This window comes from Parahoeflea alexandrii, from assembly GCF_027214025.1.
GTDB lineage: Bacteria > Pseudomonadota > Alphaproteobacteria > Rhizobiales > Rhizobiaceae > Hoeflea > Hoeflea alexandrii_A.
In genome coordinates this window covers 216,961-241,055 of the sequence record NZ_JAPWHB010000002.1, presented here as the reverse complement: position 1 = coordinate 241,055, position 24,095 = coordinate 216,961, and the positions used below count along the sequence as shown (strand labels likewise).

Below are 24,095 nucleotides of genomic sequence, written 5' to 3'. Positions count from 1 at the left end.
CATTGCATCGGGCCGCAGGCGGGAGAGCTCACACTCACGCCCGCTCCTCCCACACCTTCACCAGTTCGACGATCGTCTCGACCGACTTTTCCATGTCCTGAACGCTCACCCATTCGAGCGGCGAGTGGTAGGAATGGCCGCCGGTGTAGATGTTGGGGCAGGGCAGGCCCATGAAGGAGAAACGCGAGCCGTCGGTGCCGCCGCGGATCGAGCTGGTGACCGGTTCGAGGCCGGCGCGGCGGACGGCCTCCAGCAGGTTCTCGACGATCTCGGGGTTCAGGTCGAGCACTTGCTTCATGTTGCGGTACTGCTCGGTGACCGTGAGGCACATGGTTGAGCCGGGATAGGCTTTCATCACCTCTTCGGCGATGGACTTGAGCAGGCCTTCCTTCTCCGTCAGACCTTCGTTGACGAAATCGCGGATGATGAACTTCAAATGTGCCGCGTCCATCGAGCCTGAGATGTCGGTGGGGTGGATGAAGCCCTGGCGGCCCTCGGTGGTTTCCGGCGCCAGATCCTTCGGCAACCGGGCGACGATGTCGCTGGCGATCTTGATGGCGTTTTCCATCACGCCCTTGGAGGTGCCCGGGTGCTGGGCCACGCCCGTGATCTCGATGTCGACGCCATCGGCGGAGAAGGTCTCGTTGTCGATCTCGCCGATGCGTCCGCCATCCAGCGTGTAGGCGAATGCGGCGCCAAGCTTGGCGATGTCGACCTTGTCGGCGCCGCGGCCGATCTCCTCGTCGGTGGTAAAGAGGATCCTGATGGTGCCGTGTTTGATCTCCGGATTGGCGATGAGGGTCGCGGCGGCGGTCATGATCTCGGCAATGCCGGCCTTGTCGTCGGCGCCGAGCAGCGTGGTGCCGTCGGTGGTGACGATGTCGTGGCCGATCTGATGGGCGAGGTCGGGATGCTCGGAGACCTTGATGATGCGGCTGGTGTCGCCGCTGAGCTGGATGTCGCCGCCCTGGTAGTTCTTCACGATGTTGGGCTTGACGTTGGTGCCGGTGAAGTCGGGTGCAGTGTCCATGTGCGAACAGAAGCAGATCACCGGCACCTGCTTGTCGATGTTGGAGGGAACCGTCGCGTAGACATTGCCGTGCTCGTCCATGTGCGCGTCATCGAGGCCGAGCGCCAGGAGTTCTTCGACCAGCAGGCGGCCGAGATCCTTCTGCTTCTCGGTTGAGGGCTGGGTGCGCGACTCGGGGTCGGACTGGGTGTCGATGACGACATAGCGGAGCAGGCGGTCGAGTACGGTGTCTGTCATGGGAGGGTCTGATTCCAATTGCGGGTCTCACCTGCTATAGCGATCCTGGCGGGGTCGGGGAACCGTGGCCGGACGCGACATAGTGCTGCCATCGCCGCCATCCACCGCCGGGCGCCGAGACCCGGGCCGGATCGGTGCGTGCCGGCAAGCTGTTCTGCGGTGTCTGCCTAGCGCCGCAAGCGTTGACAGCCCGGGCCGGATGCTCTAGAGACCCGGCCAGCGCGAGGGTTCATGCCCTCGCGTTTTCTTACGTGTCCCGTGGACGGTTTGTCACAATGCGTGCGTGAACCGTTCTGTCAGGTCTCATCAACAGGGGCCAGAGGAGGGCGCGTTTCCTTCATCCGGTTTGGCAACAGACCGGTGTAACCTTTTGAGAGGAAATGCGATGAGCAAGCGCGAATCGGCAAAATACAAACTCGATCGCCGTATGGGCGAAAACATCTGGGGCCGTCCGAAGTCCCCGGTCAACCGTCGCGAATACGGCCCCGGCCAGCACGGTCAGCGCCGCAAGAGCAAGCTTTCCGACTTCGGTGTGCAGCTGCGCGCCAAGCAGAAGCTGAAGGGCTACTACGGCGATATCTCGGAAAAGCAGTTCCGCAAGATCTACGACGAAGCCAACCGGATGAAGGGCGATACGCCTGAAAACCTGATCGGCCTCTTGGAATCGCGTCTGGACGCCATCGTCTACCGCGCCAAGTTCGTCGCCACGATCTTCGCCGCCCGTCAGTTCGTCAACCATGGCCACGTCACCGTCAACGGCAAGCGCGTCAACATCGGTTCGTACCGCTGCAAGCCGGGTGATGTGATCGCGGTCAAGGAAAAGTCCAAGCAGCTGGCCTTCGTCATCGAAGCCTCGCAGCTGGCCGAGCGTGACGTTCCCGAGTACGTGGAAACCGATCACCACAAGATGGCTGCCACCTACGTTCGCGTTCCGGCCCTGTCGGACGTTCCTTACGCCGTCGTGATGGAACCGAACCTGGTCGTCGAATTCTATTCGCGCTGATCCGTTCTTCGGATTGCGCCAGATCAAGGCCGCCCTTCGGGGCGGCTTTTTTGTGTCCGTTGTTATCGCGTCCGAGGCGCGACGGGAGGCCGTGAATGACCGATCTTCAGCAAGTGCTTGACGAGATCGCCCTTGATGCGGCGATGGCGGCTGACCGGGGCGCGGTGGCGCAGTACATTCCAGAGCTTGCCAAGGTGGATCCGGGCCAGTTCGGCATCGCGGTGGCGCTTCCGGACGGGCAGGTCTTCTGCGCGGGGGACGCCGATACGGCGTTCTCGATCCAGAGCGTGTCGAAGGTGTTCACGCTGTCGCTGGCGCTGGGCAAGCTTGGCGATGCGCTGTGGGCCCGGGTAGGGCGCGAGCCCTCGGGCAATCCGTTCAATTCGATTGTCCAGCTGGAGCAGGAGAAAGGGCGGCCGCGCAACCCGTTCATCAATGCCGGCGCCATCGTGCTGGCCGATCTCATCCTGGCGGGCCACCAGCCGCGCGAGGCGATCGGCGAGATCGTCCGGTTCATGCGCTACCTGGCCGATGACGACACGATCAGAATCGACGAGCGGGTGGCGCGCTCGGAAACCGAGCATGGTGACCGCAACGCGTCGCTGGCGCATTTCATGCGCTCCTTCGGCAGCATTTCCCATCCGGTCGACCATGTGCTGGGTGTCTATTTCCACCAGTGCGCCATTGCCATGAATTGCCGGCAACTGGCGCGGGCCGGTCTTTTCCTGGCCAGCCAGGGGCAGAACCCGCTGACCGGCGCGCAGGTGGTGCCACCGCAGCGGGCGCGACGGATCAACGCCATCATGCTGATGTGCGGGCATTATGACGGCTCGGGCGAGTTCGCCTACCGGGTCGGCCTGCCGGGCAAGAGCGGCGTCGGCGGCGGCATCCTGGCGATCGCGCCGGGCAAGGCCTCGATTGCAGTATGGTCGCCGGGGCTCGATACGGTCGGCAATTCGAAACTCGGCACGCACGCGCTCGAGCAATTGGCCAGGCGGATGCAATGGTCGGTGTTCGGGGCTTGACTGGACAGGTCAAAGCCATCATCCCGGTGGCATGAGCGAGACACTTGAGACATTGGGCGCGCCTGCCGCCGATAATGATACCGCGCGGGCGGCCGACCTGGAGACAGACGGTCCAGTCGACGCTGCAAGCGCCGGCCCGTCGCTCTATGCGCAGGCGCCGTCGAGCGTGTCGTTCAACAAGCTGCGCAAGCGGCTGATCCGCAATGTGCGGCAGGCGATCGAAGATTTCTCGATGGTGTCGGCTGCGGGTGAGACCGGCAAGCGGCCGCGCTGGCTGGTGGCGCTGTCGGGCGGCAAGGATTCATACGGACTGCTGGCGCTGCTGATGGATCTGCAATGGCGCGGCATGCTGCCGGTCGACCTGATCGCCTGCAATCTCGACCAGGGCCAGCCGAATTTCCCCAAGCACATCCTGCCCGACTATCTCGGCGCCCATGGCGTGCCGCACCGGATCGAGTACCGCGATACCTATTCGGTGGTGACATCGAAGGTGCCCGAAGGCGCCACCTATTGCGCGCTGTGCTCACGGCTCAGACGCGGCAATCTCTACCGCATCGCGCGGGAGGAGGGCTGCGAGGCGCTGGTGCTCGGCCATCATCGCGACGACATTCTCGAGACCTTCTTTCTCAATTTCTTCCATGGCGGGCGGCTCGAAGCGATGCCGCCGAAGCTGCTCAACGACGATGGCGACGTGATGGTGCTCCGGCCGATGGCCTATTGCGCGGAAGAGGACCTGGCGCGCTTTGCCGAAGCACTGAAGTTTCCGATCATCCCGTGCGACCTGTGCGGATCGCAGGACGGGCTGCAGCGCAATGCCATGAAGCTGATGATCAACGACATCGAGCGGCGGATGCCCGGTCGCAAGGAGTCGATGATCCGGGCTCTGTCCAACACGCGGCCTTCGCATCTGCTCGACAGATCGCTGTTCGATTTTGCGGCACTTGCCGTTCAACCAAGGAAAGCGGAAACATGACCACACTCGGCTCGGCGGATATGGATTGGCTGGCAGCGCTGCTGCTGGACGTCGGCACGGCGGAAATCATGCCTCGGTTCCGCAATCTCGGAGATGGCGCGGTGCAGCAGAAGACCTCTGCCGCCGACCTGGTCACCGAAGCCGACGTGAGCGCCGAGCGGGTGATCACCGAAGCGCTGCTGGAGCGATTTCCCGGAGCGATGGTGATCGGCGAGGAGGCGGTGTCGGACAATCCGGCGCTGCTCGAAGGCTGGAGCACATCGGACAGCCTGACCTTTGTCGTCGATCCGATCGACGGGACTTTCAATTTCGCCTCCGGCGTTGCTGCCTTCGGCGTCATGCTTGCGGTGGTGGAAGCCGGCGAGACGATCGCCGGGATCATTCACGATCCGGTCGGCCAGGACTGGATCATGGCGGAAAAGGGCGGCGGCGCGATCCTGCGCCGGCTTGACGGGCGCGAGAGCGCGCTCAAGGTTGCCGAGCCCGCAGGCGCGGTCAGCCGCATGATCGGTTCGGCGTCCTGGCAATACATGCCCGAGCCCGAGCGCAGCAGGATCGCCGGCAACCAGGCGCTCTGCCTGGGCAGCGTCGCCTATCGCTGCGCGGCACAGGAATACAGGCTGCTGTGCGGCGGTCACATCCACTTTGCGCTCTACAACAAGCTAATGCCCTGGGACCATCTGGCGGGCAGCCTGATCACGAGCGAGGCGGGCGGCTATGTCCGCCGTTTCGACGGCAGTGTCTACCGGCCGGAGCATCTCGACGGCGGTGTGCTGGCCACCACCGACATCGACAGCTGGAACCTTGTACGCGAAGCGCTGTGGCGGGCCTGAGCCGGACTCACATCAGTCCGGCGTTCCGACGCCGAACAACCGGCCTTTCTCGGCGATGAGCACCATCGCCACCGCCACCGCGGAGACCAGGGCATAGCCTGCGGCCAGCGGGAAGACAGTGCCGTCATAGGCCTGCCCGATCAGCGCGCCGACAAGTCCACCGCCGACGGTCTGGGCAAAGCCCAGCGTCGATGATGCGGTGCCGGCGATGGCGCCGAGCGGCTCCATGGCGATCGAATTGAAATTGGAGCCGACAAAGCCGAACAGCGGCATCATCAGCATGGAAATTCCGAAGAACAGCCAGAACGGGATCGGCCCCATTGCGGTCAGCCCGGCGAGCAGCAGGGCCATGGTGAAATAGGCGATTAGCGCGCCGTGCGAGAGACGGCGCTGGCCGAACCGGCCGACAAGCCGTGAATTGAGGAATGACGAGCCGGCCATGACAACGGCCACTGCTGCAAACGCGATCGGAAAATAGGACCCCAGACCATAAATGTCGACATAGATCGGCTGCGCCACGTTGAGGAAGCCGAACAGAGAGCCGAAATAGAAACTCGTCGCCAGTGTGTAGAACAGCGCGATCCGGTTCGACAGCACCATGGCGAAGGCCTGGCTGATGCTTTTGACGGTCAGCGGGCGGCGGTATTCCTCATGCAGGGTTTCGGGCAGGCGAAACAGCGCCCAGGCGCCGACCACGAGCGACACAAAGGCCATGAAGATGAAGATCAGATACCAGTCGCCGGCAAGAATCATCACCTGTCCGATCATCGGCGCGAACACCGGTACCACCATGAAGACCATCATGACCAGCGACATGGTGGCGGCCATGCCGCGGCCTGAATGGGTGTCGCGGACAACGGAAATGGCAATGACGCGGGTGGCGGCGGCTCCGACGCCCTGCAGGAAGCGGGCGACCAGCAGGATCTCGAAACTCGGCGCGAATGCACCGGCGACGGCACAGAAAGCATAGAGCCCGATGCCGATGAACAAGGGTGCGCGGCGGCCATAGCGATCGGAAACCGGCCCGAAGAACAGCTGTGCCAGACCGAAGCCGATGATATAGGACAACAGGATGTGCTGGACCCGGTTGGCATCGGTGATGCCGTAGCTGCCCGATATGTTCGGGAACGCCGGCAGCATGATGTCGATGGCCACCGCATTGAGCGCCATCAGCGAAGCGATGATGGCGATGAATTGCGGACGGCCAATTCCGCCGATGGTCGCGGGTGGGCTGACGGCGGTTGCCGTGGTTCCGTGCATTGTATTGACTGTCCTATCGGGACCAGAGTGCGTGAAAGCGCCCGGTGATTTTCGAAGCTGTCCCAGCAATGGGCACCTCGTGATGCGGCATCTGCCTGAACGTGGTGTGTCTGGAGATCAGAAGGCAGGCCTTACTGGCTGATGCCGGAACCGTTCTTAAACCCGGTTTTCCAATCCGACAAGCTTTGGTTTCACGGGGCTTTTGGTTTCACCGGGAAGTTTTCGGGCAAACGGGCGCTCTCTATGGGCCGGCGGATCGAGATCCATCGGAGGCGATGCCGATTGGCTGAGGATGCGTCATGCCGGCGGCCTTCCCGGTGGCCGGCAAGCCGTCTACATTCAGCCCGGAATTGCAGCATCGCTCGCTGAAGCGATTGAGGGAGGGATGTTTCATGGAGACAAGGCGACCCGTACGCCTCGCGCTGATCGGACTTGGCATGGCGACGAGGCCGCATCTCGAGGCGCTGTCGGATCCGGGCTGCGGAGCCGAGGTTGCGGGCATCTACAACCGCAGCCGCGGCCGGTCCGAGAGTGTCGCAAAGGCTTGCGGCTACCGGATATTCGACAATCTCGAGGAGATCGCATCCGACCCGGCGGTCGACGGTGTCATCCTTGCCACTCCTCCTGACCAGCGGACCGAAATTGTCGGGATGATGGCGAAGGCCGGCAAGCATATGCTGATGGAGAAGCCGGTCGAGCGGACGCTGTCAGCCGCCCAAGCCCTGGTGGAGACCTGTGAGCGTCATGACGTGCACCTGGGCATCGTGCTGCAGCACAGGTTTCGGGCTGGATCCCTGAAATTGCGAACCCTGCTGGAAGATGGCGCGCTGGGCGAGATCGGGCTGGTGCGGGTGGAGGTGCCCTGGTGGCGCGGCCAGGACTACTACGACCAGCCGGGGCGCGGCACCTATGCGCGCGACGGCGGCGGCGTGCTGATCAGCCAGGCGATCCACACGCTCGACCTGATGCTGCATCTTGCCGGGCCTGTCGCGTCCGTTCATGCGCTGAGCGCCACGACCAGCCTGCACCGGATGGAAGCCGAGGATTTCGTGGCCGCCGGCGTCCGCTTTGCGTCCGGGGCGGTGGGTTCGATCGTGGCGACGACGGCGAGTTATCCTGGATCGGCGGAATCGATCACGCTCGATGGCGCGCTTGCCACGGCGGTTCTGAAGGCAGGGCGGCTCACGGTCAACTGGCGCGACGGGCGGCGGGAAGAGACCGGCGAGCCGGCGGCGACCGGCGGCGGCGCCGATCCGATGGCGTTTCCCTGCGATTGGCACAAGGCGCTGATTGAGGATTTCGCCGATGCGATCCGCGACGACCGCCTGCCGGCGGTTACAGGGCGCGGGGCGCTTGAAGTGCAGGCGCTGATTGAGGCCATGATCAGATCATCGGCCGAAGGGGGCCTGATACAGGTTGGGTCCGCTTTCAAGGCAGATACGGACGTCTGACTGTCTCAGCGGTTGGTTTCGTCGCGGGCGGCGCGGACCGGGTCGATGACACGCCAGCCGAAACTCAGGAACGGCTGCGCGGCGGCGGCGAGTTCAACGAGATCGTCGAGCAGCGCCGTGCCTTTAAGCCGCTCGGCGGCAAAGCGCCGCGACAGGGTCAGGTGCCTGAGCCGGAGCAGATCGACGATCTCCGGATCGGTGATGTCTTCGAACCCGCGCGGGGTGCGCTTGAGGCTGTTTTCGCGGTCGAAGGCAAACCCGAGAGCGGTGAGCGGCTTCACCGCCGCGTCGAACTGGTCCTTGCGCTTGACGATGGCCTCCCGGAAGGCGCGCAGTTCGTCGGATTCCATCGCGTAGAAACCGACGGCCAGGAAGCTCTCGTCCGGCGAGACGTGGAAATAGAGCAGCCCCTGGTCCTTTTTCGTGCCCGAGCGGGTGATCACCGCGCTGACATGGGTGTTGTAAGGGTGCTTTTCCTTGGCGAAGCGAACGTCGCGGTTGATGCGGAAGGTCGAGGTCTTGCGGTTGCAGGTGAGCGGGATCTTCTTTTCGGCCAAGCGCACCGCCAGATCGTCGATCAGCCGCCCGCGGGGCTCGTTCAGATGCTCTTCGAAGATGTCCCTGTTCTCGTGAAACCACTCCCGGTTCTGGTGAAAGCCCAAGGCTTTCAGGAAGGGCAGGGCCTTGTCGCCGAAACCGGAATAGGCGGCTTGGCTCATTGGGCTGCGTCCCGCGCATCGGTGTAGCCGGACAATTCGCCATTGATGACGTAGCTGAGGATCGAGACCACCTGGTCTGGAGTTTTGGCGACGGCGAGGGCGGCGGCATCGACCTCCTTGAGCGCATGGGCGTGTTCGTCCTGGTGCAGGATGATCAGCGGCTTGCCGAGAGCGACGGCGAAGCCCGCATCAAAGGCGGCGTTCCATTGCTTGTATTTCTCGCCGAAGCGGACGACGACGATATCGGCCTTCTGCAAAAGCGTGCGGGTGCGGATAGCGTTGATCTGCGCGCCCTTGTGGTCGTGCCAGAACTTGTCCGGCTCGGCGCCAAGGATGGCGACGCCGACATCGTCGGAAGCTTCATGATGGGTAACGGGACCCGAGAACTGCACCGGCAGCCCGGCCGCCCTGGCGCCGGCTGCGATCTGATCGCGCCAGTCGGTGTGGATTTCGCCCGAGAGATAGATGGTCCAGGGCATGATCATGTCTCCAGTCGCATTCTTGTCATCGGGCAGCCTGGCAGGATTTCCGGCTGCCGCTGAAATGAAAAGAGGCGGAAAATCCGCCTCTTGCCGTTTCGTATTTGGTCAGTGTCAGGCGGCTTTGACCGGCACTCCGGCGTCGGTCATGTGCTGCTGCAGCTCGCTCGACTGGAACATCTCGCGGATGATGTCGCAGCCGCCGATGAACTCGCCCTTGACGTAGAGCTGGGGGATGGTCGGCCAGTTGGAATATTCCTTGATGCCGTTCCGGAGCGCATCGTCAGCCAGAACGTTGATGCCCTTGTAGGGAACGCCGAGATAATCGAGAATCTGGACGACCTGGCCCGAGAAACCGCATTGCGGGAATTGCGGGGTGCCCTTCATGAACAGCACCACGTCGTTGTTTTTCACTTCGTTGTCGATGAAATCATTGATGCCGGACATCGTTGGATCCTTTCAAAGCGCGTGACCACGATATTTCTTGTCCTTCAGATAACGCGGGCGGCATGACAAGACAAGAAGGCGCGCCCTATAAGTGATCGTATGAGGATGTATCGCGCCGGTTATTTTGTCCTGATCCTGCTCGTGGCCGCCGGGGCATGGGGCGCATGGATGATGATGGCCGTGCGGATGGAACCGGCGCGGCTTGAACTGCCGGAGCGAAGCCAGCCAGAAAGTGCAATGGCGGGTGGCCCGACGAGGGGGAACGAGACGGTGACTGACAAGCCCGATATCTGCGAGGAGACCGTGTTCGAGGGCGCGCGGGCGATCCTGTGTGTCGCCGATCCCGCCGTTCATGCGGTCCGGCTCGCCTATCGCGGGCCGGATGGCGAGGTGCTGGGCAGTGTGGCAAAGGCGGTCGCAGCGCTGGCGACCGTCGGACAGACACCGATCCTGGCAATGAACGCCGGCATGTATCACGCCGACATGACGCCGGTGGGTCTCTATGTCGAAAACGGCACGGAGCTGGCGCCACTCAACGAGGATAACGGGTTCGGCAACTTCTTTCTCAAGCCGAACGGCGTGTTCTTTGTCCGCGAGGACGGAAGCGCCGGGGTGAGGGAGACGGAGGCCTACCGGGCGGCGGGACTTGCGCCGGAATTTGCCACCCAGTCGGGGCCGATGCTGGTCATCGACGGCGCCATCCATCCGCGTTTCCTGCCTGACGGCACGTCGAAATACATCCGCAACGGCGTCGGCGTGAGGGCCGACGGCAGCATCGTGCTGGCGATCACCCGCGACCCGGTGAGTCTCGGGTCATTCGGACGGCTGTTCAGGGATGTAGCTAAGTGCCCGAACGCGCTGTTCTTCGACGGCGCGGTGTCGAGCCTCGCCTGGGGCACGCAGATGGTCATCGATGCGGGCGAACGGGCGGGGCCGGTGGTGGCGGTGTTTGCGAAGGCCGAGGACTGAAATCCGGGCCAGGGGCTTGAGCGGATGCGCGCGGCCGCCGGCGTTTCAAAGAACCAGCGGCGCCTGGCGCGGTCCGGCATCGAGAATTTCCCGAATCACGGAAAGACCGGTTTCCAGCCGGGCCGCATCGGCCTCGTGGCTGAGGCAGATTCGTATCGAGGATGCTCCGGCCGAGCGCGCAATCGCGAAGGCCTCGCCGCCGGTGACCAGGACATTTCGACTGGCCGCGCGGGCGCAGAACAGATCGGCGCTCCATCCGTCCGGCAGGTCCAGCCACAGATGCAGGCCGGCGGCGTGATCGCTGGGCGCATGTTCACCGAGGATCCGGCGGGTGAGGGCCTGCCGGGTGGATGCCGCCGCAAGCTGGCGTGCGACAAGCTCGTCCGCCGTGCCGTCGGCAATCCAGCGTGCAACGATCTCGGTGGTGAGCGGGGGCGTCATCCAGCAACTCAGATTGACCGCGCTGCGGACCGCCCCGGCGAGACCGGCGGGCGCGCGGACGAAGCCGACCCGGAGCCCGGGTGCCAGGTACTTGGATGTGCTGGTGATGGAGATGGTCAGGTCCGGCGCCAGGCTGGCGATCGGTTGCGGCCGCTCGGGGTGAAACAACCCGAACACGTCGTCCTCGATCAGGTGGACGCCGTGCGCGTTGAGGATCGCGGCGATCGCCTCGCGCCGGTGTTGCGGCATGGTGCGGCCGGTCGGGGTTTGGAGCGTCGGGGTGAGATAGAGCGCCCTGACCCTGCGCTGCCGGCAGAGCCGGTCGATGTCCTCGGGGCAGGGCCCCTCGGAATCGGAGGCGATGGCTGCGATCTTGAGCCCGAGGCGCGCGGCCATTGCCTTGACCGGCTGATAGGTCAGCTGTTCGGCAAGCAGCAGGTCGCCCGGCTGGCCGAGCGCCATCAGCGCGCAGAGGATGCCATGCTGGGCGCCGGCGGTGATGACGGTCTCCTCGGCGGTTGAAATGACGCCATGACGCTTCAGCCAAAGTTTGGCGGCGGCCGTGTGGCGATCGAGATCAGCCCCGGTTTGATAGTCGGCCAATGCGGCGAGGTTGCCCGACCGGCCGAGCTCGATGCAGGTCCTGGCGAGCATTTCGCCGGCGAGCCCCGGCAGAGGCAGGTTGCGCGAGAGGTCGATCGGTCCGGTCGCCGGGCGCCGCAGCGTTCCGCCGTCCGAGGCCGGCGCTTCCGTTGCGGGACCGCGCACGAAGGTGCCGCGGCCGACTTCACCGCGGATGAGCGCGCGGTTCACCGCCTCGGCATAGGCCCGGCTGGTGGTGTTCGGGGAGAGCTGTAGCTGATAGGCCAGCTCCCGGTGCGGCGGCAGCCTGTCGCCGCAGCTCAGGATTCCCGCGGCGATGTCGTCGGAAAGCGCCTCGACGATCTGCAGATATTTCGGGCCGCGCCGGTTGGCGAGATCGGGCTTCCATATTGCCATCAGTGCAATGATTTCCTTGATGGTATCAATTTCAGATGTAATTTTGAGGTCAATCAGAGCAATTTGCAAGCGCGGAGGCAAATCTTGGCCAACCACTCCATGAAGACGGGCGTCTCGCTTGCGCTTGTGTGTCTGTGCATCCTCTCGGTCATGCCGGTCATCTCAAACAGCCGGCCGGCGGGTTTCAGCGCGCTCAGTTTCGCGTTCTTTCTTTCCGTCTGGCAGGTGGTGTTCGCGGTGCCGCCATTTGTGCTTGAGCTATGGTCGGGACGACGGGGCATCTTCTCCGCCGGGCTCACGCCGCGCCAAACTCGCCGCAGCATCGGGGTTGCGCTGGCGACCGGCGCCATGTTCGGCCTGTCGACCTTCCTGTATGTGCTGGGCGTGGAGAAAGCCGGTGCGGGCAACGCGGCAATTGCCATGCAAGCCTATCCGATGTTCGCGATCCTGTGGGAAACGCTGTTCCTGAAGCGGCGGAAGTCGCCGGTCGAACTCGGGTTCACAGCGCTGCTGATGGCGGCTCTCTACTATCTGGCGACCGGCGGCAGCCTGCGGCTCGAGGGGATCTCGGCATGGTTCCTCGTTGCCCTGGGCGTGCCGCTGCTGTGGAGCATCGCCCACGTTATCATCAAGGAGGAACTGGGGCGAATGCCGATCAGCCCGATCCAGGTGACCTTCTTCCGGGTGGTGATTTCGACGGTCTTCCTGGCCGTCGCGCTGGCGGTGGCGGAGCCGTCGGGCTTTGCCTCGGGGCTCGACGCCGGCTTCCAGGGCTTCGCCCTGCTGATGGGGCTGGTCTATTATCTCGAACTCGTGGTCTGGTTTTATGCGGTCCGGCACATCGACGTATCGCTCGCCAGTTCGATCACCACGCCTTGGCCGGCCTTTACCATGATCCTCGCCGTAGTCGTGCTGGGCGAGCAGATCGCTGTCCATCAAGTCGTGGCGTTCACCGTGGTGGCGCTTTCGATTTACGGCCTGACACTTGCTGGCCTGCGCAAATCGCGCCGTCTGGCGGCCTGACGGGACCGGGAAAGCGGTCTGCGAACGGCCGAATTCGGCTCCGGCCCTGTCATTGGACGATCGACCGCTGCTAAGCTTAGCGCTTGCGCGTTGTGGTCTTGCGGCGGGTGGCCCGGGCCTTTGTCCGGCGGGTCTTGGCGCGGGTGCGGGGGGCGGTAGCAGGTTTCTTGCCGGTCAGCGCCTCGACCAGCACCTTTTCAATGGTCGATGTGGTGGTCGAGCGCTTGCGCCGCGACGTGGTTTTCCTGCGGCTTGTCTTGCGGCGGGTGGTGGAGCGGCGGCGTTTGCGGGTGACGGCGCCCTTGGCCATGCCGTCAACGACGCCGTCAATGATCTCGCCGATCAGGCCGTCGAGAAATCCCGCCATGGCTTGTCTCAGTCCGGAACGCTGGTCTGCAGCGCCAGGGCATGCAGGACGCCGCCCATGTTGCCCTCGAGCGCGTTGTAGACCATCTGGTGCTGCTGCACCCGGCTCTTGCCGCGGAAGCTCTCGGAGACCACTTCCGCCGCGTAGTGATCGCCGTCGCCCGCCAGATCGCGGATGGTGACCTTGGCGTCAGGAATCCCGGTCTTGATGAGTTTCTCGATATCGCCTGCGTTCATTGGCATGGGGGGGCTCCTGATTGGGCTATTCGGCGGCAAGGGCTTCGGGGACGTCCATGAACGCAGGGAACCACGATTCATGGGTGGCGCGCAATGCGGATACGGGGACCGACATCAGACCTTCGATCCGCAGGCTGTCGCCTGACATGGCGCCGAGATGGCGGAAGGGCACGCCCGCACCTTCGGCGCTGGCCATGACGTAGCCCGAGAGGTCGGCGGGGACGGTCAACACATAGCGCGCCTGGTCCTCGCCAAACAGCAGCGCATGCGCCGGGCCGTGGCAGGCGGAAAAATCAAGCTGCATGCCGAGATCGGACGCCATGGCCATTTCGGCGAGCGTGGTGGCGAGACCGCCGGAGGAAATGTCGTGGCAGGAGGTGACCTGGCCGTTGCGGATGGCGGAGCGGACGAAATCGCCGTTGCGGCGCTCTTCCATCAGGTCGACCGGCGGCGGCGCGCCTTCGGCACGGCCGAGGCAATCGCGCATCCAGGCCGACTGGCCGAGATGGCTGCAATCACCGCCGATGAGGATGACGGCATCACCAGAGCTGGCGCCGCCGATGCGGGCCATGTGGTTCCAGTCGTCGATCAGGCCGACGCCGCCGATGGTGGGGGTCGGCAGGATCGCCTCGCCATTGGTCTCGTTGTAGAGCGAGACATTGCCCGACACGATGGGGAAATCGAGTGCTGTGCAGGCCTCGCCAATGCCCTGGATGGCCATGACCAGCTGGCCCATGATCTCGGGCCGCTCGGGATTGCCGAAATTGAGGTTGTCGGTGGAAGCCAGCGGCTCGGCGCCGGTGGCCGTGAGGTTGCGCCAGCATTCGGCGACTGCCTGCTTGCCGCCCTCGTAGGGGTTGGCCTCGACATAGCGGGGGGTGACGTCGGAGGAGAAGGCCAGCGCCTTGGTGGCGTGGCCGTCGACGCGGACGACGCCGGCGTCGCCGCCGGGGATCTGCAGTGAATTGCCCTGGATCAGCGTGTCGTACTGCTCCCAGACCCAGCGCCGGGAGGCGTTGTTGGGCGAGCCGAGAAGGTCGAGCAGGGCCTGGCCGTAGTCCTCGGGCTCCTCGACTTCCGCAATATCGAGCGGCGACAGGCTGCCGATCTCGCGCCATTCGCGGTCATATTCGGGGGCTTCGTCGCCCAGTTCCTTGATCGGCAGGTTGGCGACTTCCTCGCCCTGGTGCAGGATGCGGAAGCGCAAATCGTCGGTGGTCTTGCCGACGATGGCGAAATCGAGACCCCATTTGACGAAGATCGCCTTGGCGATCTCTTCCTTCGACGGCTCGAGCACCATGAGCATGCGCTCCTGGCTTTCCGACAGCATCATCTCGTAGGCGCTCATGTTGATTTCGCGCACCGGCACGTGATCGAGATCAAGCTCGATGCCGAGCTCGCCCTTGGCGCCCATCTCGACCGCCGAGCAGGTCAGCCCCGCAGCGCCCATGTCCTGGATGGCGATGACGGCGCCGGTCTGCATCAGCTCGAGGCAGGCCTCGAGCAGGCATTTTTCGGTGAAAGGATCGCCGACCTGGACGGTGGGGCGCTTTTCCTCGATCGATTCGTCGAACTCGGCCGAGGCCATGGTGGCGCCGCCGACGCCGTCGCGGCCGGTCTTGGCGCCAAGATAGACCACCGGCAGGCCGACGCCCTTGGCTTCGGAGAGGAAGATGCCGTCTGTTTTGGCGATGCCGGCTGCAAAGGCGTTGACCAGGCAGTTGCCGTTGTAGCGCGGGTCGAACTCGACCTCGCCGCCGACGGTGGGGACGCCGAAGGAATTGCCGTAACCGCCGACGCCGGCGACGACGCCCGAGACCAGGTGGCGGGTCTTGGGGTGATCCGGCGCGCCGAACCTGAGCGCGTTCATCGCGGCGATCGGCCGCGCGCCCATGGTGAAGACATCGCGCAGGATGCCGCCGACACCGGTGGCGGCCCCCTGGTAGGGCTCGATGTAGGAGGGGTGGTTGTGGCTCTCCATCTTGAAGACGACGCAGTCGCCATCGCCGATGTCGACGACGCCGGCGTTCTCGCCCGGTCCCTGGATCACCCGCGGACCGGTGGTGGGCAGGGTTCTGAGCCACTTCTTCGAGGATTTGTAGGAGCAGTGCTCGTTCCACATGGCCGAGAAGATGCCAAGCTCGGTGAAGGTCGGCTCACGCCCGATCAGATCGAGAATGCGCTGGTATTCCTCGGGCTTGAGCCCGTGAGCGGAAATCAGTTCTTCGGTGATGGGAATGATATTGGGAATGCTCATGGCGGTGGTCGCCCTTCTTGTCCTGCGCGTGCCTGAGCCTATAGCGCACTGGCGGTGCGGTTGGCACCTGGAAATTGGGATTTGAGCCGAAAGAAAGCGCTATTCTGTGGACATGGACCGGGATCCATCCTGCATAGCGCGCCGATCAGCAGCCGGCGCCGCCCGACGCCCAGCGCGAAATGTCGCTGTCGATCCGGCCGGCCAGCGGCGATGTGGAGAGGGGGCCGTAGAACTGGGCGCTGCCGGCGGAGGCGACGATGACCGCCTGCGGCAGCGACTGCGGCTTGCCGCGCGGGATGATCAGGAGCCGCGGCGTGCTGGTGGTGTCGAGCTCGGGGACGATGCCGTAGGCGGCGAAATCCCGGTCCTTGAGCCAGCAAGCATGGGCCTGCGCGTTGACCCTTTGCAGCGTCGAGACGGCGACCGCGTTGCCGCTCATGCCCGCCGGCGGACCGGACGAGGGCGCGCAGGCCGAAAGCGCGAGGCCGGACAGCAGCACCAACATCAGCGAATTCTTGTTCATGGCAGCTCCGGGCATCGGCCAGATGGCATTCAGGGACAGGCTGCAATAGCACGATTCCTGCCCGGCGAAGGGCCACAATCGGAGGGCAGGACTTCAGTGCATCTTGTCGTCAATGGCGTGCCAAACCGCCGGCCGGGTCGTCAGGCCCCGACAAGCCCCAGGGCCGATTCGAACAGGGCGCGGCCGTCGCTGCCGCCGTGGGCCGGTTCGATCAGGTTTTCCGGGTGCGGCATCATGCCCAGCACATTTCCCGCCTTGTTGACGATGCCGGCGATGTTGTTGAGCGAGCCGTTCGGATTGGTGTCGGCCGTGTAGCGGAACGCCACCTGGTTGTTGGCCTCGATCTCGGCCAGCGTGTCGGCGTCGGTGAAATAGTTGCCGTCGTGATGGGCCACCGGGCAGCGGATGACCTGGCCCTGAGAATAGCCTTGCGTGAACACGGTCCTGGCGTTGGCAACTTCGAGCCTGACTTCGCGGCAGACGAACTTGAGCGAGGCGTTGCGCATCAGCGCGCCGGGCAACAGGCCGGCTTCAAGCAGGATCTGGAAACCGTTGCAGACGCCGATGACCCGCGTTCCCTTTTCGGCCTTCTCGCGCACCGCCTGCATCACCGGCATGCGCGCGGCAATGGCGCCGCAGCGCAGGTAGTCGCCATAGGAAAAGCCGCCGGGGATGACGATCAGGTCGACGTCGTCATCGATCGACGTCTCGGTCTGCCAGACGGTTTGCGGAGCCTGGCCCGAAATCTTGGTCAGCGCCGCGATCATGTCGCGATCGCGGTTGAGGCCGGGGAGCAGGATGACGGCAGCTTTCATGGCCTAGATCACCTCGACCGAGAAATCCTCGATCACCGTGTTGGCAAGCAGTTTTTCGCCCATGGCCTTGAGTTCGGCTTCCGCCTTGGCGCGGTCGGAGGTTTGAAGAACCACGTCGAACACCTTGCCCTGGCGGACGGAATCGACGCCGGAGAACCCGAGGCCGCCGAGCGCATGCTCGATGGCCTTGCCTTGCGGGTCGAGGACGCCGTTCTTGAGCGTCACTGTTACGCGTGCCTTGATCATGGTCGCAGTTCCCGTCGCTTACTTGACCAGAACCGGCCCGGTGGGACGGTTCGGCTCGTTCTCGTTCATGATGCCAAGCCGGCGGGCGACTTCCTGGTAGGCCTCGACAAGGTTGCCCAGGTCGCGGCGGAAGACGTCCTTGTCGAACTTCTGGTTGGTGTTGACGTCCCAGAGGCGGCAGGAATCGGGCGAGATCTCGTCGGCAACGACGATGCGCATCATGTCGCCTTCAAACAGCCGGCCGCATTCGATCTTGAAATCGACGAGCTGGATGCCGACGCCGAGAAACAGGCCGGTGAGGAAATCATTGACGCGAATGGCGAGCGCCATGATGTCGTCGATTTCCTGCGGGCTGGCCCAGCCGAAGGCGGTGATGTGCTCTTCGGAGACCATCGGGTCGTCGAGCGCGTCGGCCTTGTAGTAGAATTCGATGATCGAGCGCGGCAGCACGGTGCCTTCCTCGATGCCCAGACGCTTGGACAGCGAGCCGGCGGCGACATTGCGCACCACCACCTCAAGCGGGATGATCTCGACTTCCTTGATCAACTGCTCGCGCATGTTGATACGGCGAATGAAGTGGGTCGGGATACCGATGCGGTTGAGATGCGAGAATATGTACTCGGAGATGCGGTTGTTGAGCACGCCCTTGCCGTCAACCACATCGTGCTTCTTCTTGTTGAACGCGGTGGCGTCGTCCTTGAAGAACTGGATCAGTGTGCCGGGCTCGGGGCCTTCATATAGAATCTTGGCCTTGCCTTCGTAGATACGGCGGCGACGGGTCATGGGGGTATCTCTGTCAATTGTGCCGGCTGAAGCCGCGGCAACTCGGCTTAGGGTCGATTTTGAGCCGTGCTTTAGCGGATTGTAGCGGCTTTCACAACGCCGTTATCAGCAATGTCCCCGGAATTGCGCGGCTTGAGTCGGGTTTGCATTGCACTTTCGGCGGTCTTTTGTTTTATGGGGCGAACGCCCATATAGGGATTATCGATTCACCGCCGGGAGCCAGCTCATGAGCAATATGAAAGACCGCGAAAACGCATTTGAAAACAAGTTTGCCCATGATGAGGAGCTGAAGTTCAAAGCAGAAGCGCGCCGCAACAAGCTTTTGGGCCTGTGGGCCGCCGAATTGCTCGGAAAGTCCGGCGATGACGCCGAGACCTATGCGAAAAGCGTGGTCATGGCCGATTTCGAGGAAGCCGGCGACGAAGACGTGTTCCGCAAGGTTCGCGGTGATTTCGATGCCGCCGGCGTTGATCAGTCCGATCACCAGCTGCGCCGCAAGATGGATGAATTGCTGGCGGTCGCCGTCGAGCAGATCCAGAACAGCTGACGCAATACACCTTTATTCAGGAAACCGCCTGCGGCTTGCCGGGGGCGGTTTTTTGTTGGATTGAGACATTCGCGCGCCCGTTTCGGGCGAAACACTGATTCGGGAGGAGCCGGCCATGCAATTGCGAGACAAGCTTGATCAGGACAGGATGCTGATCTCCGCGTGGTCGACCTCGCCGTCGGAGGAGATGGCGGGCGCGCTGGCCCGCTGTCCCTTCGACACCGTTACCGTCGACATGCAGCATGGCGCGCACAGCGAATCCACCGCCTTTGCGTCGGCGGGTGCGATCTTTGCCGCGGGCAAGCCCGCGATCCTGCGGATACCGGTGGGGCGCAACGATCTCGCCAGCCGGGCGCTGGACATGGGGTTCGAGGCCGTCATCGCGCCGATGATCAATTCGGTCGCGGATGCCCGGGCGTTTGCCAGTGCGATGAAATATCCGCCGGTGGGAGAGCGCTCCTGGGGGCCGATGAAAGCGCTGCAAATGCATTCCGCCTATTCGCCGGAAAGCTATTTCCGCTCCGCCAACGGCAAGACGCTGTCGCTGGCGATGATCGAGACCCGGGCGGCATTCGCCGCGCTCGATGGAATCCTTGCGACCGATGGTATCGATGGCGTGTTTGTCGGACCCTCGGACCTGTCGATTTCCTGGTCGGATGGCGCCGGCGTCGATCCGCGCAACGAGGAGCTGCAGGATGTGATTGCCACGATCGGCAGCCGGGCCCAGCAGGCAGGCAAGTTTGCGGCGGTGTTTGCCGTCGATCCGGCCGATGTGCCGCGCTTCGGCAAGATGGGCTACCGGCTGGCGGCGCTGAACACCGATCCCGGCATCATTCATGCCGGGGCCGCGGTGATGCTGGAGAAGGCGCGGGGCTGACCGCGCCCGCAGTCCTATACCTTCAGCCGCGAGAGGAAGTTGGCAAACACCATGATGCCCTCCGGCCAGGGTCCATGGCCCGATTCGGCGTTGATGTGACCGGCTTCGCCGGCGTCGATCAGCATCGAGCCCCAGGCATTGGCCATGTCGCCGGCATGTTCGAACGAGCCAAAGGGATCGTTGCGGCTGGCGATGACGATCGACGGGAAATCGAGCGGCTCTTCCTTGTAAGGCCCGAAGGTCATCAGGTGCTTTGGGCGGATCTTCGGGTTGTTGACCTCCGGCGGTGCCACCAGGAAGGCGCCGGCGATCGGGTTCCGGCATTCCGGCAAGGCCTGCAGCATGGTCGCCACGCCCAGCGAATGGGCAATCACCACAACCGGCTTCGTGGCCTCGTTGACCGCTTCGGCGAAACGCGCGGTCCAGTCCTCGCGAACCGGCTTGGCCCAAGCGTCCTGTTCGACGCGGCGCGCGGTCGACAGGCGCCCCTGCCAGCGCGATTGCCAGTGGTCGGGCCCGGAATTGGTGTATCCGGGGACGATCAGGATGTCGGATTCAGCTACTTTCATGCTGCCGAGTTGGGCGAGGCCGGATCAAATGTCAACCGGTGGAGCGGGACCAGAAGGCCCGCGGGCGGTTCAAGATGGCTTTCGTGCCACACTCGGCGTGCGGCCCAGGCTCCAGGCCGGGCACTTCACGGCCTTGGCTGGCCATGAGGCCGCTACAGGCCGCTTGCCGGGTAGGCGCTGATCTCGGTCGACGGGGTGATGACGAACGGCCCACCACCATTTTTCAGGTGCCCCTGGCTGAAGACCAGAAGGACGCCAAGCGAGATGATCACGGTCGCGGCCGCGATCCAGAGGCTGATGCCGCTGTCACCGGGCTGACGGTGCGCGGAATTGCGGTCATGGTGGTTGTGGTGGCCGTTGCCGGCAAGGGGTGGGTGGTCCTGCATGGGATCCTCCAATGTGTCGGATGATCCCAGAATGGTCGGCAACCGCGGCAACACGGGGGCAACAGCAGGGCAGTATAATGACACGCAATCACTTCGCATGACTGCGTGTCATTTATGTCTCAGGTGAACCGCCTCGGGCGAGAGGTCAGCTGTCCTTGAACACCCGCGCGAAGATCGTGTCGACATGCTTGGTGTGATAGCCGAGATCGAAACGGTCGCGGATTTCGGTCTCCGAGAGATATTTGCGGACATCCTCGTCATTCAGCAGCTCGGTGAGGAAGTCGACCTCGGAATCGCCCGATGTCTGGTAGCTGTTCCAGACCTTCATGGCGTTGCGCTGGACCAGGCGGTAGGCGTCCTCGCGCGACGAACCTGCCTGGGTCAGCGCCAGCAGAATGCGCTGCGAATGCACCAGGCCGCCCAGACGGTCCATGTTGCCGGCCATGCGTTCCGGATAGACCATCAGCTTGTCGATGACATTGGTCAGCCGGGCCAGCGCGAAATCGAGGGTGACGGTAGTGTCCGGGCCGATCATGCGCTCGACCGAGGAGTGGGAGATGTCCCGCTCGTGCCAAAGTGCCACGTTTTCCATCGCCGGGGTGACAGCCATGCGCACCAGCCGCGACAGGCCGGTCAGGTTCTCGGTCAGCACAGGATTGCGCTTGTGCGGCATCGCCGACGAGCCCTTCTGGCCGGGCGAGAAGTATTCCTCGGCTTCCAGCACCTCGGTGCGCTGCAGATGGCGGATTTCGGTGGCGACGCGCTCGATCGACGAAGCGATGACGCCGAGCGTGGCGAAATACATTGCATGGCGGTCGCGCGGGATCACCTGGGTGGAGACCGGCTCTGCGGTCAGGCCCATGGCCTTGGCGACATGCTCCTCGACGCGCGGATCGATGTTGGCGAAGGTGCCGACGGCGCCGGAGATGGCGCAGGTGGCGATCTCGGCGCGGGCGTTGACCAGCCGGGTGCGGCAGCGGTCGAACTCGGCATAAGCCTCGGCCATCTTCAGGCCGAAGGTCACCGGCTCGGCGTGGATGCCGTGCGAGCGGCCGATGCAGACGGTGTCCTTGTGCTCATAGGCGCGGCGCTTGATGGCGGCCAGAAGCGCGTCCATGTCGGCGAGCAGCAGGTCGGTCGCCTTGACCAATTGCACGTTGAAGCAGGTGTCGAGAACGTCCGACGAGGTCATGCCCTGGTGAACGAAGCGGGCGTCGGGACCGACGATCTCGGCCAGATGGGTGAGGAAGGCGATGACATCGTGCTTGGTCTCGCGCTCGATCTCGTCGATGCGGTCGATGTCGAAGGTGGCGGCGCCGCCCTTGTCCCAGATGGTCCTGGCGGCCTCTTTCGGGATGACCCCGAGCTCTGCCAGCGCATCGCAGGCATGGGCCTCGATCTCGAACCAGATGCGGAACTTGGATTCCGGCGACCAGACGGCGACCATTTCCGGACGGGAGTAGCGAGGTATCATGGCGAGATCCGTGGCAAGTTGGTGTTGCGGCGGGTCTAGACCATTTCCGAGCGAAATCAAACTTCAGATCGGCTGAAACTAGACGTTAGAGCCGATCATCTTTAGCTGGAAGCGATTTGATGGACAGGATTTTTCGTGTCGGCGAGGAAAAGCCGCAAGCGCGATGCAGCGCATCGTGCGAGGATTTTGACGACGCTGGCGCGGAAAAGACGTCCAAGCCTCGCGAAACGGGCAGCTAGACCAGAATCAAACCATTATAATCGCCTGAACTTGGCCCTTCGCGCTCTGGACTGCGTCGCGCAAGGCTAACGGCGCTCGCGCCGCGTCGCCTCCCGCTTCTAGCCAGATCACGAAATTCCGGCGTTCAAACGATTCCATCTAAAGATGATCGGCTCTAGTCCCTGTTTTCCGCGGCTTTGCATGCGAGTGCCCGCTGGCAAGCAGCCAGGATGCGCCGAAAAGAAACATCACGCCCAGCGGCAGGTAGAGCCGCAATCCCTGCACCGCGAACTGGTAGAGCGCCGAGGCGGTGGTGAACACCAGCTGCACGAGCCACAGTTTGGTCAGCGGATCGCCGTGCCACTGCGCATAGAAATTGCGGTAGATGATGGCGAAGATCACCGAGGTGACGCCTATGGTGAAGACCGTGAGGCAGAGGAAGGCGGTGGCGAAGGCCGCTTCGCGGCCGCGCCGGAAGGCAATGAAGCGGAATGCGGCGAGGCTCGGCGGCCAGGCAAGGGCGGCTCCGCCAAATGCCAGCGCGGTGAGGCTCCAGTAATGGCTGGTAAGCGCAGCAACGGACAGCCAGAGCCAGGCCTGCGCCGAAATCGCCATCGCCGCACCCCAGCCGATCGAGCCAAGGACAACATCGCGCCAGCCAAGCTTCGCGGCCTGAAGCCGGTCGCGCAGGTTGGAATTGTCGTTGGCCGGTCTGGGCGCCGGTCCCCTGTGCCGTTTGACCGGGGTTTTCATGGACAAGCGGCGTTTCGCAACAGCGGTCCGGCATTCAGAACGGGCGGTTTGCTATGCACAGACGACATCGGGTTTCTCTGGACTGGGTGGCAGCACGGCCTATCACCGCAGGCGCTTGCGGGCAACCTCGGCTCGGTCAGGCGCGAGTCGTGCTCCAGGCCGGCATCAGGTCGCGGTCATCGGGCGTGGCGTGGTAGATGCCGCGGGCGATGGCGCGGCTCATGGTCGAGGCGGCGGCCGCGCAAAGATCGAGGAAGTCGTCCTGGTTCGGCTTGCGGCCGGACGCGCCGGTGGCGAGGGCAAACACCAGGTCGCCGTCAAACGGGGTGTGGCTCGGCCAGATGGCGCGGGCGAAACCCGCATGCGCCGCAATCGCCAGGCGCTTGGCCTCGGCCTTGGAGAGGACGGCGTCGGTTGCGATGACGGCGATGGTGGTGTTGGAAACGCCACGGTTCATGTCGCGGAACTTGATCTTCAGATCGCTCGTGTCGGCGGGCAGGGGGGAAGGCATGCCTAGGCCGCCGAATTCGTCGCCAATCTCGAACGGCGCCGCCCAGAAATGGCGCGTGGCGCCGATGGTCGCCGAGCCCATCGGGTTGGCGCCGACCAGCGCGCCGATGGTGAAATGGCCGCCGACAATGCTGGAAGCCGAGCCGAGCCCGCCCTTGAAGGTGGCGGTCAGCGCGCCGGTGCCGGCGCCTGCGGTTCCGATGTCGAAATGCTCGGATGCTGCGGCGGTGGCCTGGTAGCCCAGTTCGCGGTAGGGCGGGTAGGTGCCCCAGTCCTTGTCGCCGCCATTGATCAGGTCGAACAGGATCGCCGCGGGAACCAGCGGAATGCGGTGCGGGCCGACCTCGAAGCCCTTGCCCTGTTCGCGCAGGCAGGCCTGCGCGCCGCTGGCGGCATCAAGACCGAATGCCGAGCCGCCGGACAGGATGATCCCGTTGACGGTCTCGACCGTGTTGTGCGGTTCGAGAAGATCGGTCTCCCTTGTACCCGGCGCGCCGCCGAGCACCTGGACGGCGGCGGTGGCCGGCGGATCGCAGACAATCGCGGTGACGCCGGAGTTGAGTGTGCGATCGCTGGCGTTGCCGACCAGAAGCCCGGCAACGTCGGTGATCAGATTGCGCGGTCCGGTCTTCATTGCAGTCTCC

General features: G+C 64.0%; 27 protein-coding genes. 9 read left to right on the top strand and 18 right to left on the bottom strand.

Going from position 1 to position 24,095, the window contains the following annotated elements; genetic code table 11:
- Positions 1-34 precede the first annotated feature (34 nt).
- A complete protein-coding gene (pepT, locus tag O4H62_RS07360) occupies positions 35-1,267 on the bottom strand; it encodes a peptidase T (protein WP_269386664.1) in 1,233 nt (410 codons plus the stop codon).
- A gap of 385 nt (positions 1,268-1,652) precedes the next feature.
- Here pepT and rpsD point away from each other — a divergent pair, with 385 nt between their 5' ends.
- The 4 genes from rpsD (at position 1,653) to O4H62_RS07340 (ending at position 5,101) form a co-directional block, all read left to right on the top strand.
- On the top strand, positions 1,653-2,270 hold the full coding sequence (gene rpsD / locus O4H62_RS07355; RefSeq protein ID WP_269386663.1) for a 30S ribosomal protein S4: 618 nt from the start codon (positions 1,653-1,655) through the stop codon (positions 2,268-2,270).
- A 95-nt stretch (positions 2,271-2,365) separates the two neighbouring features.
- Entirely contained in the window at positions 2,366-3,295 is a 930-nt protein-coding gene (locus O4H62_RS07350; RefSeq protein WP_269386662.1) for a glutaminase, read from the top strand.
- 31 nt (positions 3,296-3,326) lie between these two features.
- Positions 3,327-4,268 carry a tRNA 2-thiocytidine(32) synthetase TtcA gene (gene ttcA / locus O4H62_RS07345; RefSeq protein ID WP_269386661.1) on the top strand — a complete coding sequence of 314 codons (942 nt, stop codon included), beginning with the start codon at positions 3,327-3,329 and terminating at the stop codon, positions 4,266-4,268.
- Positions 4,265-5,101 (top strand): inositol monophosphatase family protein, encoded by an 837-nt coding sequence (locus O4H62_RS07340; protein WP_269386660.1) that lies wholly within the window; start codon positions 4,265-4,267, stop codon positions 5,099-5,101. The genes ttcA and O4H62_RS07340 overlap by 4 nt, the downstream gene beginning before the upstream one ends.
- 12 nt (positions 5,102-5,113) lie before the next feature.
- On the opposite strand, the gene O4H62_RS07335 is transcribed toward O4H62_RS07340, so the two are convergent.
- A complete protein-coding gene (locus O4H62_RS07335) occupies positions 5,114-6,361 on the bottom strand; it encodes a multidrug effflux MFS transporter (protein ID WP_269386658.1) in 1,248 nt (415 codons plus the stop codon).
- 392 nt (positions 6,362-6,753) lie between these two features.
- On the opposite strand from O4H62_RS07335, the gene O4H62_RS07330 reads away from it, so the two are divergent.
- Positions 6,754-7,812, top strand: coding sequence for a Gfo/Idh/MocA family protein (locus tag O4H62_RS07330; protein WP_269386656.1), 1,059 nt, complete (start codon positions 6,754-6,756; stop codon positions 7,810-7,812).
- 5 nt (positions 7,813-7,817) lie between these two features.
- Here O4H62_RS07330 and O4H62_RS07325 read toward each other — a convergent pair whose 3' ends face one another.
- From O4H62_RS07325 to grxD, 3 genes are all read right to left on the bottom strand, one after another.
- Positions 7,818-8,531: a TIGR02453 family protein gene (locus O4H62_RS07325; protein WP_269386654.1), complete on the bottom strand. Its 714-nt coding sequence runs from the start codon at positions 8,529-8,531 to the stop codon at positions 7,818-7,820.
- Complete coding sequence (locus O4H62_RS07320) at positions 8,528-9,010, bottom strand: YtoQ family protein (RefSeq protein WP_430538392.1); 483 nt, start codon at positions 9,008-9,010, stop codon at positions 8,528-8,530. The genes O4H62_RS07325 and O4H62_RS07320 overlap by 4 nt, the downstream gene beginning before the upstream one ends.
- A 114-nt stretch (positions 9,011-9,124) precedes the next feature.
- Positions 9,125-9,457: a Grx4 family monothiol glutaredoxin gene (grxD, locus tag O4H62_RS07315; RefSeq protein ID WP_269386650.1), complete on the bottom strand. Its 333-nt coding sequence runs from the start codon at positions 9,455-9,457 to the stop codon at positions 9,125-9,127.
- Positions 9,458-9,556: 99 nt separating this feature from the next.
- On the opposite strand from grxD, the gene O4H62_RS07310 reads away from it, so the two are divergent.
- Positions 9,557-10,426 carry a phosphodiester glycosidase family protein gene (locus O4H62_RS07310; protein ID WP_269386648.1) on the top strand — a complete coding sequence of 290 codons (870 nt, stop codon included), beginning with the start codon at positions 9,557-9,559 and terminating at the stop codon, positions 10,424-10,426.
- Between the two features lie 45 nt (positions 10,427-10,471).
- On the opposite strand, the gene O4H62_RS07305 is transcribed toward O4H62_RS07310, so the two are convergent.
- Positions 10,472-11,866, bottom strand: coding sequence for a PLP-dependent aminotransferase family protein (locus tag O4H62_RS07305; RefSeq protein WP_269386646.1), 1,395 nt, complete (start codon positions 11,864-11,866; stop codon positions 10,472-10,474).
- 84 nt (positions 11,867-11,950) lie between these two features.
- Between O4H62_RS07305 and O4H62_RS07300 the strand changes: the two genes are divergently transcribed.
- Positions 11,951-12,889, top strand: a complete 939-nt coding sequence (locus O4H62_RS07300; RefSeq protein ID WP_269386644.1) for a DMT family transporter — start codon at positions 11,951-11,953, stop codon at positions 12,887-12,889.
- 76 nt (positions 12,890-12,965) lie between these two features.
- Here O4H62_RS07300 and O4H62_RS07295 read toward each other — a convergent pair whose 3' ends face one another.
- From O4H62_RS07295 to purC, 7 genes are all read right to left on the bottom strand, one after another.
- Entirely contained in the window at positions 12,966-13,256 is a 291-nt protein-coding gene (locus O4H62_RS07295; RefSeq protein WP_269386642.1) for a hypothetical protein, read from the bottom strand.
- An 8-nt stretch (positions 13,257-13,264) separates the two neighbouring features.
- Complete coding sequence (locus tag O4H62_RS07290) at positions 13,265-13,498, bottom strand: BolA/IbaG family iron-sulfur metabolism protein (protein WP_152008465.1); 234 nt, start codon at positions 13,496-13,498, stop codon at positions 13,265-13,267.
- Positions 13,499-13,517: 19 nt separating this feature from the next.
- A complete protein-coding gene (gene purL, locus O4H62_RS07285; RefSeq protein ID WP_269386640.1) occupies positions 13,518-15,749 on the bottom strand; it encodes a phosphoribosylformylglycinamidine synthase subunit PurL in 2,232 nt (743 codons plus the stop codon).
- A gap of 145 nt (positions 15,750-15,894) precedes the next feature.
- Positions 15,895-16,272 (bottom strand): hypothetical protein, encoded by a 378-nt coding sequence (locus tag O4H62_RS07280; RefSeq protein ID WP_269386638.1) that lies wholly within the window; start codon positions 16,270-16,272, stop codon positions 15,895-15,897.
- Positions 16,273-16,412: 140 nt separating this feature from the next.
- Complete coding sequence (gene purQ, locus O4H62_RS07275) at positions 16,413-17,087, bottom strand: phosphoribosylformylglycinamidine synthase subunit PurQ (RefSeq protein ID WP_269386637.1); 675 nt, start codon at positions 17,085-17,087, stop codon at positions 16,413-16,415.
- A 3-nt stretch (positions 17,088-17,090) separates the two neighbouring features.
- Positions 17,091-17,333 (bottom strand): phosphoribosylformylglycinamidine synthase subunit PurS, encoded by a 243-nt coding sequence (purS, locus tag O4H62_RS07270; RefSeq protein WP_269386636.1) that lies wholly within the window; start codon positions 17,331-17,333, stop codon positions 17,091-17,093.
- 18 nt (positions 17,334-17,351) lie between these two features.
- Complete coding sequence (purC, locus tag O4H62_RS07265; RefSeq protein WP_269386635.1) at positions 17,352-18,116, bottom strand: phosphoribosylaminoimidazolesuccinocarboxamide synthase; 765 nt, start codon at positions 18,114-18,116, stop codon at positions 17,352-17,354.
- A gap of 226 nt (positions 18,117-18,342) precedes the next feature.
- Between purC and O4H62_RS07260 the strand changes: the two genes are divergently transcribed.
- A complete protein-coding gene (locus tag O4H62_RS07260; protein WP_269386634.1) occupies positions 18,343-18,663 on the top strand; it encodes a DUF1476 domain-containing protein in 321 nt (106 codons plus the stop codon).
- 115 nt (positions 18,664-18,778) lie between these two features.
- Positions 18,779-19,540 (top strand): HpcH/HpaI aldolase family protein, encoded by a 762-nt coding sequence (locus tag O4H62_RS07255; protein WP_269386633.1) that lies wholly within the window; start codon positions 18,779-18,781, stop codon positions 19,538-19,540.
- Positions 19,541-19,554: 14 nt separating this feature from the next.
- Here O4H62_RS07255 and O4H62_RS07250 read toward each other — a convergent pair whose 3' ends face one another.
- From O4H62_RS07250 to O4H62_RS07230, 5 genes are all read right to left on the bottom strand, one after another.
- Positions 19,555-20,109 (bottom strand): RBBP9/YdeN family alpha/beta hydrolase, encoded by a 555-nt coding sequence (locus tag O4H62_RS07250; protein WP_269386632.1) that lies wholly within the window; start codon positions 20,107-20,109, stop codon positions 19,555-19,557.
- A 152-nt stretch (positions 20,110-20,261) separates the two neighbouring features.
- Entirely contained in the window at positions 20,262-20,495 is a 234-nt protein-coding gene (locus tag O4H62_RS07245; protein ID WP_269386631.1) for a hypothetical protein, read from the bottom strand.
- Between the two features lie 145 nt (positions 20,496-20,640).
- Entirely contained in the window at positions 20,641-21,969 is a 1,329-nt protein-coding gene (gene purB, locus O4H62_RS07240) for an adenylosuccinate lyase (RefSeq protein WP_269386630.1), read from the bottom strand.
- Between the two features lie 378 nt (positions 21,970-22,347).
- Positions 22,348-22,947 carry a hypothetical protein gene (locus O4H62_RS07235; RefSeq protein ID WP_430538391.1) on the bottom strand — a complete coding sequence of 200 codons (600 nt, stop codon included), beginning with the start codon at positions 22,945-22,947 and terminating at the stop codon, positions 22,348-22,350.
- Positions 22,948-23,077: 130 nt separating this feature from the next.
- Positions 23,078-24,085 carry a P1 family peptidase gene (locus O4H62_RS07230; RefSeq protein ID WP_269387554.1) on the bottom strand — a complete coding sequence of 336 codons (1,008 nt, stop codon included), beginning with the start codon at positions 24,083-24,085 and terminating at the stop codon, positions 23,078-23,080.
- Positions 24,086-24,095: the final 10 nt, after the last annotated feature.